This window comes from Candidatus Scalindua japonica (assembly GCF_002443295.1).
Classification (GTDB): Bacteria; Planctomycetota; Brocadiia; order Brocadiales; family Scalinduaceae; genus Scalindua; species Scalindua japonica.
Window position 1 is genome coordinate 288346 of the sequence record NZ_BAOS01000001.1, and the last position, 16017, is coordinate 304362.

General features: G+C 37.8%; 13 protein-coding genes. All 13 read left to right on the plus strand.

Features of this window, described 5'->3' with window-relative positions:
* Positions 1-87: 87 nt before the first annotated feature.
* The 13 genes from SCALIN_RS01110 (at position 88) to SCALIN_RS23295 (ending at position 16016) form a co-directional block, all read left to right on the plus strand.
* Positions 88-2415: an efflux RND transporter permease subunit gene (locus SCALIN_RS01110; RefSeq protein ID WP_096892423.1), complete on the plus strand. Its 2328-nt coding sequence runs from the start codon at positions 88-90 to the stop codon at positions 2413-2415.
* A 97-nt stretch (positions 2416-2512) separates the two neighbouring features.
* A complete protein-coding gene (locus SCALIN_RS01115) occupies positions 2513-3676 on the plus strand; it encodes an acyl-CoA synthetase family protein (protein ID WP_133111578.1) in 1164 nt (387 codons plus the stop codon).
* A gap of 83 nt (positions 3677-3759) precedes the next feature.
* A complete protein-coding gene (locus tag SCALIN_RS01120) occupies positions 3760-5769 on the plus strand; it encodes a peptidase U32 family protein (RefSeq protein WP_096892425.1) in 2010 nt (669 codons plus the stop codon).
* Positions 5770-5883: 114 nt separating this feature from the next.
* Entirely contained in the window at positions 5884-7104 is a 1221-nt protein-coding gene (locus SCALIN_RS01125; RefSeq protein WP_096892426.1) for a tetratricopeptide repeat protein, read from the plus strand.
* A 103-nt stretch (positions 7105-7207) separates the two neighbouring features.
* Positions 7208-8509: an aspartate aminotransferase family protein gene (locus SCALIN_RS01130; RefSeq protein WP_096892427.1), complete on the plus strand. Its 1302-nt coding sequence runs from the start codon at positions 7208-7210 to the stop codon at positions 8507-8509.
* 101 nt (positions 8510-8610) lie between these two features.
* Positions 8611-9258: a cytochrome b N-terminal domain-containing protein gene (locus SCALIN_RS01135; RefSeq protein ID WP_096892428.1), complete on the plus strand. Its 648-nt coding sequence runs from the start codon at positions 8611-8613 to the stop codon at positions 9256-9258.
* Positions 9259-9397: 139 nt separating this feature from the next.
* Positions 9398-9808 (plus strand): cytochrome b family protein, encoded by a 411-nt coding sequence (locus tag SCALIN_RS01140; protein ID WP_096892429.1) that lies wholly within the window; start codon positions 9398-9400, stop codon positions 9806-9808.
* 141 nt (positions 9809-9949) lie between these two features.
* On the plus strand, positions 9950-10885 hold the full coding sequence (locus SCALIN_RS01145; protein ID WP_162532094.1) for a multiheme c-type cytochrome: 936 nt from the start codon (positions 9950-9952) through the stop codon (positions 10883-10885).
* Between the two features lie 43 nt (positions 10886-10928).
* The gene (locus tag SCALIN_RS01150) at positions 10929-12275 is read left to right on the plus strand and encodes a NapC/NirT family cytochrome c (protein ID WP_478210001.1); all 1347 of its coding nucleotides are present in this window, start codon (positions 10929-10931) and stop codon (positions 12273-12275) included.
* A gap of 133 nt (positions 12276-12408) precedes the next feature.
* Positions 12409-13605 carry a cytochrome c3 family protein gene (locus SCALIN_RS01155; RefSeq protein ID WP_162532095.1) on the plus strand — a complete coding sequence of 399 codons (1197 nt, stop codon included), beginning with the start codon at positions 12409-12411 and terminating at the stop codon, positions 13603-13605.
* A gap of 229 nt (positions 13606-13834) precedes the next feature.
* On the plus strand, positions 13835-14131 hold the full coding sequence (locus SCALIN_RS01160) for a hypothetical protein (protein WP_096892433.1): 297 nt from the start codon (positions 13835-13837) through the stop codon (positions 14129-14131).
* 106 nt (positions 14132-14237) lie between these two features.
* Complete coding sequence (locus SCALIN_RS01165) at positions 14238-14927, plus strand: hypothetical protein (RefSeq protein ID WP_096892434.1); 690 nt, start codon at positions 14238-14240, stop codon at positions 14925-14927.
* A 651-nt stretch (positions 14928-15578) separates the two neighbouring features.
* Complete coding sequence (locus tag SCALIN_RS23295) at positions 15579-16016, plus strand: c-type heme family protein (protein ID WP_096892436.1); 438 nt, start codon at positions 15579-15581, stop codon at positions 16014-16016.
* Position 16017 lies beyond the last annotated feature (1 nt).

Genomic DNA, 16017 nt, shown 5'->3' on the forward strand with positions numbered 1-16017 from the left:
CGGTGCCGGAGTCTTATCAAAAGAGAGGAATGACAGTTGTTGGAAAGTGTAACAGACAACAGTAAATGCGGGTACGAATAACTTAATATGGAGTGGATTGCAAAAATAATACTGAAATATCGTATAGTGTTTCTTGTCCTGATAGGGCTTTTAACCGGTTTGTTCGGGTATTATGCAATTAAATGTAAGACTGATAATTCCATTGAAGTATGGTTGAAACATAACGATCCGAAGCTTGATTATTATTACGACTTTATAGACAAGTTTGGGGATGATGAGTTTCTTATAATCGCACTTGATGGTGATGATCTTTTTACCGGTAAAAAGATTAAGTTAATTAATGATATAGCAACAAGATTGGAGTCGATTAAAGGTGTAAGGAGCGTAATGTCTTTAGCAAGTGTTTACAAGGATAAGTTGTCAGCCCCCTATTTTAAAGAGGTTTTAAAGAGTAACAGGGCAAGATCCGTCATTGAGGTTTTTAAAGAAAAGATTTTAGATGATCCGATGTACATTAATAATGTGGTATCAACCGATGGTGAAACAACTGCAATTATAGCGACAGTGGCAAAGGGATCACCGGAATCAAGAGTGAAACTGGTAAAAGAAACCAGGGAGATACTGAGGGTAGTAGAAATTGAAAATAATAATGGATCGTCTCAGCCTGTATTACGAAAAGGAATGGGTAAGGTAAATGACCCACAGAAAGGTTTCTTTCTGGCGGGCCCATCAATCGTAAATACAGAACTGGATCGAATGTCACAAAAAGACATGAGGACTTTCACTCCTGTAATGTTTGCAGTGGCGTTCGTTATACTTGTAGTACTTTTTAAAAATATTTCCGGTGTATTAATTCCAGCTATAACGATCAGCATTAATATTATGTGGACAGTTGGCTTGTTTGTTATTTTTGATAATAAGATGAATATGGTATCAGGGATGCTTATACCCCTTATTTTCGTAATTTCTCTGGCTACTACAGTACACATACTAAACAGGTTTTATCAGGAAGTTAAGCTTTCGGGGGACAGGAGAGAAAGTATACAGAAAACAGTCAAATACATATGTGTGCCCTGTTTTCTGATGTGTGTTACTACTTCAATTGGCTTCCTTTCACTGATAGCCAGTGATGTAACTCCGGTAAAAACTACCGGCATATTTATGGCTGCAGGAATAATGATGTCATTCTTTGTCTGTATAACTCTTGTTCCGGGCATGCTTTCTCTTTTTCCAGGATGGATGAGCAGGCCCTTCATGAATATTCACAAAGAACGTGGATCAAGCAATAAGGAATTCTTGGGCATCTACGGGTTTATTGGAAAGTTTGTTAAGAATAATACGATATATATTTTTGTTTTGAGTTTGGTGTCTGTTGGTATTGCGATTTATGGAATCACAAAGATTGAAGCTGAATCCAGCATATTTGAGTCGTTTCCTGAGAGCAGTGAGATAGCAAGATCAACGGAACATATTGAGCAGAAATTAATGGGACTTATTCCCATGGACATAGTTATTGATGCCGGAAATATGGGAGGCATTTTTCAGCCGGATGTTCTTGTAAAGATTGAGAAATTACAAGACTATTTAAAAGGAATACCTGAGGTGACTAAGAGCGTTTCTGTAGCGGATTATGTAAAATATCTAAACAAGTTACTCAATAAAGATAACCCCGATAGTCAGGTGATAACAAAGGATAAGGCGATTGATTATGTAAAGCTGGCCTCGCTTCATGGAGACAGTATAGTCAAAAGCCTTTACACGGAAGATCACAACGAAGGACGTGTTTCTGTAAGGATGCAGAACGTAGGTTCGTCCAGATACAAGTCGATAGTAAATGATATCGAAGGATTCATAAAGGTAAATTTTCCATTAAGTGTTGGTTGCACAATTACGGGCATCATTTCACTTATTATGGATATGCAGGGATACTTGATTGAAAGTCAGATAAAGACATTCACTCTGGCCTTTGTCATGATTTTTATATGCATTGCACTGCTATTGAAATCGGCAAGGATTGGCATGATGAGTATGATACCCAACCTGATTCCCATTGCTATTACCCTGGGTGTTATGGGATACGTGGGCGTAAATCTGGATGTTGCGACAATAATGATTGCGAGTGTCGCGATAGGGATATCGGTTGATGATACAATCCATTTTCTCTATCGTTTCAAAGAAGAATTTAAGAAAGACAGGGATCATTACCTTGCAATTCAGCGTACACTCTCCGGAGTAGGCAGGGCACTGATTTTTACTACCATTGTTGCAACATGTGGGTTCCTGGTTTTTTGTCTTTCGAACTTTAAGGCCATTCAATATTTTGGATTGCTGACTGGTATAACAATGGTTAGCGCAATTGTCGCTGTTTTACTTATTTTACCATCATGTATTTTATTATTTAAACCAAGGTTTTAGTCGGAGCCGGACTCCTTGCTAGATGTCCTCGGTGCCTTTTATCCGGGGAAGCAAGGTATAATCACCTCCTTCCTGGGAGGAATTCAGAGACAGTTATTTGTCACGTAATATCTTACAAAAAATGTTAAATCTGAACAAAGTTGATCAATTTCAATCTCCGAACTCAAAGTGGTTTGGTTTATCAACTGATGAATGGTTGCCGTCAGTTGTATCAAGACACTTTGATTCTGACCATGGAAGTCAATACTGGCTTGACAAAGAGAAAGAGTTGGGGATTGATGCGAGAAAAGAGATAAAGACCCTTGATGATTTAAAGATTCTCGGGCCAATGTGTGAAGATGATTTACGGAGATATCCCATTGAGCATTTCATTCCAAAAATATTTCTGGACAAAAAAAGTGATTTTATATTAGGTGAAACAGCAGGTACTACTGGCAGGCCCAAGGTAACTGCTTATCGCAGGGAGGAATTTCGTGCGATCTTCGTTGACTGGTTCGCTTTTATTGCCGAAAAGCGTGATTTTCCTACTGGAGGAAATTGGTTGTGGATTGGACCGAGTGGTCCGCACATAATTGGTAAGGCAGTAGGGCCTGTTGCGAATGGAATGGGAAGCATGGATCCGTTTTCTATAGATTTCGATCCGCGATGGGCAAAAAAAATGCAGCCTGAGTCAATCGGAAGTAAACGTTATCTTGAACACGTATTGGAGCAGGCGATGGATATTATAGAGACACAGGGAATAGACGTCTTATACACCACTCCTCCGGTTCTCGCGGGATTAGCATTGCGCATGAGTGATCAAAAGCGTAGGGCCATAAAAGGTGTACATTACGGTGGTATTTCAATAGGAACAGAGTCATTGAAGTGCTTCAAAGAGGAAAATTTCCCCAATGCTGTTCACATTTCAGGATATGGTAATACGCTTTTTGGTTTATGTCTCGAAATAGAAGCGTCATCTACTTATGACCTTGATTACTTTCCGCTTGGTCCCAGGATGATAGTACAGGTGGTTGAAATGGCTGATGGTAATGTGCCAGGTAGTGAGCGTTTGTCAAAGATCGTTAATTATGGTGAAGAAGGCCAGGTAGTTTTTCACAGGTTAGACGAAAGCTTTTTTATTCCAAATATGTTTGAACGTGACAAAGCTGTTCGGATACCCCCAACATCGACGGCAATTGATTATGGTATTACTCAGGATGGGGTCAGGAACCCGACACTTTTGGAAAATAATAATACTATGGTAAAGACCGGATTATATTAAGGTGAAAATAAGTGCCTGAAGTTAAGAAACAGGCATGGTTTAAGCTGTTTAAACCGTTCAAATTTTTTTAGAAAGGCCATGAAATGAAATTATCACAAACAAAAGTTGAATTACTTGCCCCGGCCGGTAAGTGGGATGTATTTATGGCCGTGATTGGTGCGGGGGCTGACGCGGTATACATTGCTGGCAAGCAGTTTAATATGCGTATGCATCGTTCTGATTTTAATTTTACGGACGAGCAGCTTGCGCTGGCAGTTGCATATGCGCATGAGCGGAATGTAAAGGTATACGTGACAGTAAACAATCTTATCAGTGATGCTGAAATGGACGGACTATATGATTATCTGAAATATCTTCAGGATATTAAAGTAGATGCTATCATAGTACATGATCTGGGAGCTATTAACCTGGTCAACGAAAAGAAACTCGATATACCGATGCATGCCAGTACGATGATGAATGTGCATAGTGTAGAGATGGCGACCGAATTGAAAAACCTGGGTGTATCAAGGATTATTACGTCTCGTGATATTACCCTCTTTCAGGTAAAGGAGATAGGAGAAAAGGTTGGAATTGAAACAGAATATTTTGTTCACGGTGATATGTGTGTGAGCCAGAGTGGACAATGTCACTCCAGCGGAGTGATATTTGGTAAAAGTGCGAATCGTGGTGAATGTATGAAACCATGTAGATGGAAGTATAGTATTGTAGAAAGCAAATCCGGTGAGGAGATTGGAGACTTACCAGACGGTTATCTGCTTGCCATGAAAGATATGTGCATGTTCCAGCATATCCCGGAAATGATTCAGGCAGGAGTAAGTTCTTTTAAGATAGAGGGCAGGATGCGGCATGAAGGTTTTCTCAAGCCTATTGTCACGTTATATCGGAAAGCTATTGATGATTATTTAAGTTCACCATTTACGTATTGGCACAAGATAGAGGATTTTGAAAAAATGTATAAAGACAGAGTAAGAGATTTTACCACTTCAATGGCATTCTCTTACGCAACATCAAATGTATTTGATTATTCTGGAAGCAAAGAACCACTGTTTTTGAGCCGTGGAGCAAGAGAAAAAAACTTAACATTAAATGACCTGGATCAAAATCCGTTTGAGACGGATAATAGGGGCCCGGAAAACGAAAAGTCTCTGGCGGTAAAAGTTTCAAACATTAATGCGGTCACAAAGGCATTGACTGCGGGCGCTGACTACGTATATCTGGCGGCTGAGGTGTCACCTGTCAGAGGAGAAGGGTGGACGAAGGAGGGTTTGCGGGATGCGGTTAAGATGGCACATGATATGGGTAGGAAGATTGTATACGGTACACCGCGTATATGCACTTTACGTGAATTATCAGAGATTGAATGGCTATTTGATGTAGGAGAGAAAGTTGGAGTCGATGGTGTGCTGGTCCATAACCTGGGTGCTTTGCACTGCGCGAATCAATTTAGTCTGAACATAATATCTGATTTTTCATTTAATATTTTGAATAAAGATTCTATTAAAATGCTGGAAAAATCCGGTGTAAAAAGAGTTACTTCTTCTATTGAATCGTCATTCAATGATCTTTATGAACTCGCAAAGCACTCAGCGATTCCGGTAGAGTGTATAGTACATGGATCTCTTCCAGGTATGTTGCTGGAACATTGCCTGCCGGCAATGTTGGTGACTAAGACAAACGCAAAAAGCAGCTGTAGATTGCCATGTCGTTATATTAACTATGCGCTGAAGGATGAGAAGGGTGAAATCAGGACGATAGAGGTAGACCAGTATTGCAGGAACCATATTATGTTTGCGTCAGATTTGTGCGTGCTGCCATATCTGAACTCATTCCTGATGACAGATGTTGAAGTGTTCAGAATAGAAGCACAGTATTATGAGGATGATCTGATGGAAACAGTAGTAAATCACTATCGGAGACGTATGGACTTATTAATGGAGAATCCGAGTGTCTTTCTTCCTTTACCTGAATCTGAATGGAATAACCTGTTGGAAAAGAGTTCAAAGGGTCTCAGTTTATGCGCCTATTCCCAGGATGTAACTCGTTCAAGAAGTACACTGGAAGTGATGAAGACCGCGACCCAGGCCAATTAGCATAAGGATGGAACAAATTTCAAATGAAAAATGGTGATTATACTATAAAATATATACTGATTATCTGTACTATTTACCAAAACCATTTTACTGAATCATGAGGAATACCATAAAATGAAAAAATTTGTGATAATTACTGATTTTCTTTTTTTTATTATTCTTGTCATTCTATTGAGCGAAGCTATTAATGGGGAGGTGATAGAAGATGAGAAGTCGCAGAAGGACCCCATAATAGAAAAGATAAGAGAGGCAATGGAATTGTCATATCAAATGGATAGAGAACGTTCTGAAAAAGTTTTTGATGAGGCAATCAATAAATGGCCTGATGATCCTGAACCCTATCTTTTTAAAGGTGGTCTCTATCTGAATATGTTTCAGAACCTGAATAATACAACGGAGGAAGAAGTTGAGAGGTTGAAAGAGAAGATACTTTTTTTCAACAATAAAGCTATAGAAGTTGCTCACAAACAGATTAAGACAAACCCGGATGATGAGGGCGCTCAGTATTGTCTTGGAGGTGCGACAGGTAATATTGGAAGATTTTATATATTGAACGGTCAAATGTGGAAGGCTTTCTGGAAAGGTAAAAAAGGTTATAAAATACTGAAAAAAATTGTTGATAAAGATGAGGAGTATCACGATGCGTATCTTGGTCTGGGTATATATAACTATTTTTCTGCTATTATGCCTAAATTTGTTAAAGCGTTATCATTTCTTCTTGGTGGCACGACGGGTGATAAGGATGAGGGTATCAGACAGCTGGAACTTGTCCGTGATAATAGCTCTTTACTTTCTGTAGAAGCGAGAAAAATACTCCTGAGAACTTATCGTGGTGAGGAGGATTGGGACGGGTTTTATCATAACTCTAAATGGCTTGCGGAACACTATCCGGAAAATATTTATTTTCAGGTACCATACGTTTATGGACTGACGCAAAACAAACAAATTAGTGACGCGAAGAATCATCTGAACAGTGTGAATGCTATGCTGCAAAATGATCCTTCTCGACTAGCACGTGATATGCGTGTTAAATATTGCCGATACGTGGGACTTTTACATTACAAGCTTGGTGACTATGCGAAGTCAGAACAGTCCTATATGAAAGCACTGGAACTCAGCCGAGATGTTTTTCCTCCCACCAGGATATGGGGTGAGGACTATTATTATCTTGCTGCTTCTAATGCCAGACTTGAGAGAGAAAAAGAAGCGTTTAAATACCTGAGGAAAGCTATTGATAAGGAATGGAAAATAGATAACCTGGAAAATCTACCCGAATGGAAACCATACAAGCAAAACCGGGAGTTTCTTCTTATAATTGGTAAAATAGATAATTAGTCTGGAAAAGCTGAAATCAGATTTACCGTTTGAATAAAGAAGTTTGACATGTTGGCTGATATTTTAATGATTGTAATATGCTCAGGCTTAACTTGATATAACCATGCAAAATCAAGAATCATTTATTGGCCCAGAGGAAATAATAAGAAAAAAAAGTGAATTTTTGATTCCCTGTGTCTATCATTTTTATCAGGAACCAGTACAGATGGTCAGAGGAAAAGGGCAATATCTCTATGATCATTCAGGAAAAAAATATCTGGACTTTTATGCCGGGGTTTCAGTATTAAATGCGGGGCACTGTCATCCTGAAATTATCGACAAGATCTGTGAGCAGGTAAAAACACTTCAACATACCACAACGATATATCTAACACAGCCAATAGTAGATCTTGCCGAAAGACTTGCACAGATAACGCCTCCAGACTTGAGAAAAAGTTTTTTCTGCGCAAGTGGGTCTGAAGCTAATGAGGGTGCGTTATTGCTTTCCCAGATATATACCGGTAGACACGAATTTCTTTCACTTTATAACGGTCTGCATGGAAGAACTAAATTGACTATGAGCGTGACAGGATTAAAGTTCTGGCGAACTGATACGAATCCTGTTGGCGGAATCAGCTTTGTTCCTGATGCTTATTGTTATCGATGTGTTTTTAAACTTGAATACCCTGATTGTAATATTGAATGTGCAGGGCAGATAGAAAAGGTAATAGAAACCTCTACATCGGGTGAGGTTGCGGCATTTATTGCAGAGCCCATACAGGGTAATGGTGGCATTATTACTCCGCCTGACGAATATTTTAAAGTGGTGAAGGAGATATTGGATAAGCATGGTATATTGTTTATTATAGATGAAATACAGACTGGTTTCGGGAGGACCGGAAAGATGTTTGCAATTGAGCATTCAGGTGTTGAGCCGGATATTATGACATTTGCCAAAGCAATATCTAATGGAACACCGGTTGGAGGGTTTATTACATCGGATAAAATTGCGTCTTCTTATAAAAGACCTGGAGCGTCTACATTCGGAGGAAACCCTGTAACAAGCGTGTCCGCATTAGCTACTCTTGACGTTATAAATAAATATAATCTGGTTGATAATGCAAAAACGATGGGTGAATATCTCAAAGAAAAGCTGAAAGAACTTCAAGAGAAACATACATTAATAGGTGATGTCAGAGGTAGAGGGTTGATGCTGGGTGCAGAGCTTGTTAATCAGGATAAAGAACCTGCGGTTCAGGAGGTTGATATGATCCTGGAATATATGAAGAATAAAGGGGCGCTTATAGGAAAGACAGGGAGTAGTCGTAATGTTCTGGCTTTTCAGCCTCCTTTGATAATCGATAAAGATAATATTGATGAATTGACTGATATATTGGACGGTGCTTTGAATTCTGTTGAAAAGTAACAGTAATCGGAGCCCGTAGTATCCGTTTCCCCAAAGGGCTTAATTATCTAGCCAGAATTACAGTTCGGAGTAAAACCTGCGGGAAAAATAAAAATAATATAATGAGCATCAAAGATTGGTTTAATGAACGTTACCAGATTCAAGGGGTAATTGAAAAAAATGTTACTGAGAAGTTAATTCCGAGGGGGCTAAGTTGGTTTGGTTGCATGGGTGGTCTGGCGCTGGTTGCCTTTGTAATTCAGGTTGGTACGGGAATTTTTCTTATATTCTACTATGTTCCTTTACCCAGTGAAGCATTTAACAGTGTTCAGTACATAAGACACGCGCTCCCGTATGGGTGGTTGATACAGAAGGTACATGCCGTTACTCCTCACTTCATGATATCACTTGTATTTGCGCATATGTTAAGAATTTTGTTTAAGGGGATCTACAAGAAACCGCGTGAACTGCACTGGGTTTCCGGAGCTTCGCTGTTAGTATTAACCTTAATTATCTGTTACACCGGTAGCCGTCTTCCGGCTAATGATTTGTCATATTGGGGTATAAACTCAGTTGGAAGTGAAATCGGGATGCCAACCGTGGTGGCTGACCATGCAGTGGGTGATTATCAAGATGAGGGAATAGTTTCTACGCGTAGTTTCGTTGCACTTTATGCGTTACATATTGCCTGTATACCTCTGTTGATGTGTGTTTTCATGGGGTTCCATTTTTTGATGGTATGTAGAACAGGTATTTCAGGGCCATTGTAACTAAAAAGAAGTTAGACATAAACTACACGAATTGTTACAGATTTATTTTTGGGTTACGGTAATGGATGGTCCAGGCACGATCGTTGAACTATGAGAGACGATTCTTTTGCCTCTCGTCCTTCGTACTATTTAATAAACCATGGTGGACTATAGACAAGGAAGAAGTGAAGAAGAACTGGAACCGTTCTTTCCTAATGAGATACTCAGGCATACTTTGCTCACTTTTCTTCTTCTAAGCGCAATTATGCTGGCTGTTTTATTTCTTCCGGAATCATTTCAGAAATCAACAGAGGAATTTGCTTCGCATCGAACCAGACCTGTGTGGTTTTTGCTTCCATTCTATTCTTTTTCAAATTTAGTAACTAATAAGATCTGGTGTATTACTATTCTTACCATTTATGCAATAGTATTTATTACTGTTCCGTTTCTTAATAGAAATCAGGAACGAAGTTTATGGAAGAAACCACTCTTTCTGTCCCTGGTCATTATTAATCTGTTAATGATCATTGCTTTGGGTATTGTAGATAGCAATTTTATTAATTTACACTAAAAACAAATGATTTATAAACATACAGATTTTAAGCTATTTTTACGCATCTTTAGCATTTTGGTTTTCCTTGTTATAGCTGCCACAGGCTGTAAGATCATTGAAAATCTCCATCCTGAACTCGTTAAGAGGGGAGAAGGGTCAGTGAGATCAAAGGAATGCGGTGAGTGCCACATTGACATTTATAAGGAGTGGGCAGGGTCATTGCACTCTAAAAGCTACACTAGTGAAGAATTCAGGGTTGCCACTAACAATTACGAATTTGAATTTTGTATCAGATGCCATGTTCCCAAAACGATATTTACATCATTAAAAAATGATACAGGTGATAATACAGAAACTTCAATAATAAAACCGGAAAATGGTGAAATAGAGGAGAGAGATTATAATCTAAGTGACGGTGTCAACTGCCAGGGGTGCCATCTTACTGTAGATTGTAAATTGTCAGGTCCGCATGCGGGAATTGCTCCACATCCAACTGAGAAGAATGAGGACCTGTATAAAAGGAGTGAACTTTGTGGCAAATGTCATGTTGATACATTTGAGGAATATTTAAAGTATGTTGATAATAGCAATGATGAAACATGTCAGGATTGCCATATGCCTGCTGTAAATCGTAAACTGATCCAGAATGAACCCTGGCAGAAATTACATGTTAAGAAGGAGGGAAAGGCACATACGTTTTCCCGTTTAAGTGCTATAGAGAGAAATAAAGAATTTGTAGAATTGAAATTTACTGATATCAAAAGAGATAAAAATAAAATCACCGGTAATGTAGAGATTGTCAATACCAGGGTTAAACACTCTGTTCCAACCGGGAAATATGGATATAAAGAAATTGTATTATTAATCAATCTTAACGATAATCTTGGGAGAATAATATGTTCAACACAAGAGAGTATGTTTCTGGAAATGAATACACAATTGAAACCTGGAGAAAAGAGAGTATTCAAATTTCATTTTGATATGGATGATATAAGTAGTGAACATATGGGATTAGAGGCTGTTCTTTTTAGAACGAACTTTGATAGAACCGATAAAACAGAGTTTTCAAAAGCGGAGTTGTATTTAGGGATATAATAATGAACGATTATAGTGATATAAGGATTTCTGAATTTCTATTATGTTACAAAATATTAAAAAAAGAGATAAGAAGACAGTCATAATACTATCCATAGTAACAACTTTGTCTATAATATGTTGCGTTGCATTAGTAGTAATAACAGCACAAAAGCCCTGTTCTCCCGAATTCTGTGCAAGATGTCATAGTATGAAACCAGCATATAATTCATGGGATGAAACAGTATCCTGTAATACCGGATGCCTGAGTTGTCATACACATGATAATAGCGGCAGGACATTGTCGGCAGAAATTGAGGATAGTAACTGTGCGAATACAGAATGTCATTCTATTGAAAAACTCTTATCTGAAATATCAAGTTACAAGAATACGTTTTCTTTTAATCACGAAACGCACTTGAAGCAGTATCCCACCAATCTTAAATTAATGTGTACCGGATGTCATTCTTATCAAGGTGAAAATGTACAGGGAGCCGTGAAAACTAAACATTTTGATATAGATGAAGATGCGTGTTTTGTCTGTCATTTTATAGAGAGAGACACTCCTCTGCTTGCTGTTGATGGAAAAACAAGAGTTGATGAATGTTCTCTGTGCCATAAGGATGTACAGAAAAAGTTCAAAATATATGAGAAGGAGTTTGATCATCTGAAATATGAGAAGGAGCTGAAAGTATCATGTACAAACTGTCACTTTGATACTGTTCACAGAGGTAGTAATGTAGAAGAGAAGAATTGCTACCGATGCCATACAAGGATCCCTGAAGAGTACCGGGGAGCAGAGAAAATGCACCTCGATCATGTGGAGAGACATAAGGTACAATGCTTCCAGTGTCATAACGGTTTTCTGCATAAGTGGAGTGATGAATACATAAACAATGTTCTGCCTGAGAGGAATACGGTTATCGGAATGGAGAATTATACGATGACCTCGGTCGTCACTGGCAAAAAAAGGGGGGTTGCTTCTGTTAATACAAAGAAACAAGGGTCTATCTTTGATAAAGAGCCTTATTTAATACAGAGAAAAATATATGCAGGTAAAGGTGGTTTCGGAATAGAGGGGAGTCCTGACCCGATGTATCTTGCTACGGTAAACTGTACTTCATGCCATAAAACTAAAGATATGAGTGTCCATCCTGTGGCCTGTAACATCTGCCATCAAAAGGGATTTCATAAAACAATGGCAGAACAGAAGGAATATATTGCGCGAATGTTAGCTTCGTTATCAAAAGCGCTTACAGAATCACAGAATCGTGGGGCATCAAGATTGCTGATCGAAGAAGCAATACACAATTATGACTTGATTGTAAAAGACGGCAGCTTCGGGGTACATAATATTAAATATGTTAAAGATTTGATAACATACAGCATTAAAAGATTAAAATCTAATTGATGTTATAACTGCAAGCTCAGGTCGGGTTTATTGCCCCGCACACTGGCTGAACACTTTCCTCTCTTTCGAGAGGAAAGTGTCTTTGCTGTTTTTTCAAGAACTAAATTATTTTGTTAAATACATAACTATTCATATGTATAAATATATTTTAATTTACCGTTTGTTTATAACACTGATTTCATTATCTTTCTTTTCTGAAAGCAGTATTGGTTTTGGTGGAGAAACATTACGAAAGAGTGAACGTATTCAGGAATTAAAGAGGATGGATACCTGTACGGTGCGATGTCACGTTAATTATATGGCATACGAAAATAAATTTGAAGTTACTGGAAGACCTGAAATTTTCAGGCACCAGACACATTCATTTGAACAGCATCTGGATTGTACATCCTGCCATGATAATAGTGAGGTTAATACTGAGAACCATGGCAAATTAATAATAAAAAAAGAGAACTGCCTTCAATGTCATCATGTTGAACTGAAGGGATCTGAGTGCAATAGATGTCATAAGGGAATTGATGAGTATCCTATGAAATATAAAGAAAAACGATTTATACATGGGTTTACCGTGGAAAGTGGTGTTGATTGTAGTTTATGTCACGTTGAGGATCAGAATGCAACATTGACAAATGAAGAGATCAATTGTGTAAAATGCCACCATACTACACCGAACCTGGATTGTGTTAAATGCCATAAAGATGATATGGATAGCTATTTTAATACTGATCCACAGAGGAGAGGTAGTCTCTCATGGACTGTCTCTTTCAGACATACACAGCACACTGTGCAGGATTTGTCATGCAGGGAGTGCCACTCCATCAGTCATGATAACTATACTGGTATTCTGGAATACGACCTCAATTGCAGTAAATGCCACCATATATCTGATGGAAAAAGAGGCTGTATTGAATGCCATAAAATCCCTTCAGATTTTATTAACGGGAAGCCCGGCATAGGTGAGGTTACTCCTCTACCGGATATGATGTTCAGGGCAGTTAAATGTGATGATTGCCACAGGTATAATGATAAAAAATTAAAATTCAGGGGGGTAGAGGAGTACTGTATAGAGTGTCATAATGAGGATTATGGTAAGCTGTACAAAGCGTGGACACAAACAATCAAGGACAGATTGATAGAAATCAACCGTCAGGTACAAACTAAAGTTGAGGGCCGTAGTAATTGGGGTGAAAGTGGAGCAGATGACCGGAAAAATATGGACACGTTTCCGGAGAAGGCGGGGTCGATTGTAGATGTAATAACAAAATACGGAATACATAATTATAACCTGACAAGAATACTCCTGGATAATCTTGAAGAGAAAATACAATAATTTATACATTAATCATGAGAGGTGCTGAAACTGAGGATGGCAATAGGGTACCGTGGATGTCATATTGCCATTCGCACCCCATGTGGTTACATTTCTGTCTGATGTATTTTTGCATTGTTATTTATTGACATAAAACTAATAAGGGGTAAAATACGAAAATTATACAATAAATAACAGTCTTGAGTACTTCGGGTAACATTATTTAGGAGAGTAGGGAGGGAGAGTCGCAATGAAGTGCTTAGTTTTTTCTGTAATAATATTGTCTGTTGTTGGATGTGCTTTAATGAAACCGTCATCTACTTCTACTGCGCCAACAAAGCACCAGATTATTTATAGTTGGTCAAAAATCTCAAAATTTGATTCAAAAAAAGATGTAGAACGTATTCTGGGTGCCCCTTCTGATATCCTTTATAGTGAGGATACAGAAATATGGAAGTATGATTATGATATCTCCAGATCATTTGGAACGGTAAGTTTTCGTAGAAGCGATAATCGTGTATGGTTTTTCTCAAAACCTGCATTCTAGCAAGAGATATAATTTGATTGTTCATGTTAGTGCGTTTATAGGTACGAGAAAGTTATTATAAGATACTTAATTAAATAAGATAAAAAATATTTTATGGATTTTTAAAATGAGTTTTGGATACTATTTGATCAAGAAAGGCAAAATAAAGAAGAAGGATTTAGATGTTGCACTTAAGCTTAATACTGAAAAAGGTATAAGGTTAGGAGTCCTGGCTATAGATGATGGCCTGTTGACTGAGCCGCAATTAAATATTATTCTGAAGCGGCAGAGAGAGATTAGTGATGCTGGTTTATTTGGAGAAATAGCAATTAATATGAATCTCTTAAGTAAAGAACAGGTTAATGTACTTTTAGAAAAGCAAAAGGAATACGATAGGATAATAAATCAGATAATGGTATTATCTGGCGCCATTAGCAATAGCGAAAAGGAAAAAGAGTTAAAACTATTTTACAATATGATAGTAGGCAAGGAAGATTTGGAAGCAGCACAGAAGAATAAAATTGAAAAAAGCCTGAAATTAGGCGCCTTGGCTATAAAAAACAGCCTGTTGACTGAACAGCAATTAAGCATTATTCTGGAGCGGCAGAGAGAGATTAGTGATGCTGGTTTATTTGGAGAAATAGCAATTAATATGAATCTCTTAAGCAAAGAACAGGTTAATGTACTTTTAGATAAGCAAAAGGAATATGATAGGATAATAGGTCAGATATTAGTGCTATCTGGAGCCATCAGCAATAGCGAAAAAGAAAAAGAGTTAAAACTATTTTACAAAAGTGTATCAAAGAAGGAAAATTAAATTACTCACTTACTTTTTTAATCGGAAGCATGAAATACACCAGCATTTGATGGATATGCTTTTCATATATTAAGTATATTTTTACAGAGAGGTAAAGGCAACAACTGCCTCACCAAATATAAGCTTTGGCCTGGACTTCCAACTCCGAAATAAACGAAAATTTTTTTTCTGCCAACCAACAACCGTTTCTGGTTTCGATTATGCCTTCCTCTTTATCAACAAAACCAGGGTCTTTATTCAACATTCCTCTTGAAATATTTTATTTTGATAGTATGGTTAAGTATAGTTATCAAAAAAAATATTAATTAAATTATTTATCATTTGTAAATGCGACATAGTGAAAGTACGTAAAATTCTTTAGGTTAAGATTGGTAGGGAGAAAGCCTGTGAGAATAGTACATGCACATGAAGCCGGTAAAATAATCACAAATAGATCTTTATATCTAAGCTTCGGTGGGTCCAGAGGAAGGTCTACCGTGGCTTTTTTTAATTTTACGTATTTGTCCATTATTTCTTAAAACATGTTATAGAGGCATTATAAAACGTAAACCTTTAGTAATCATGGACAAGAGTACACAAAGTTAAACGGCTAAAAGAGTTTATAAGTGAAGCAATTTCGTAACTGTTCATATATAATAGGAGGTAAATACCATGCACAATAAGTTGTCGAAATTAATATCTACAATATTCATTATCATTATTTTATGTTATGTATCGGTTTCAAGATTAAGCCATGCAGGCCCAGAGGATTTTGGTACAGTTAACAACATGGAAGATAAGCGTATGAAATGCCTGCAAGTGGTTGCAGAAACAACAATTGAGATGCTCATTGCAAGTAGAAGTGTAATTGCTAAGAATCAGGAACTCATAAATATTGATCCGGCAACAGGAAATTATTCCATGAAGGGTTTTGTACCTGCTGTGGCAGGTTCACAGATAGCTAATGATTTCAGCCTGATGACCGGGCATAAATTAAAACAGACAAGTCTCAGAGTAAGGAATCTTTCAAATTCACCTGATGAATGGGAGAGGAAGGTATTGAAATTATTAGAGTTACCTGAACATCCGGAAAGGTGTTGGCATTGGTGAA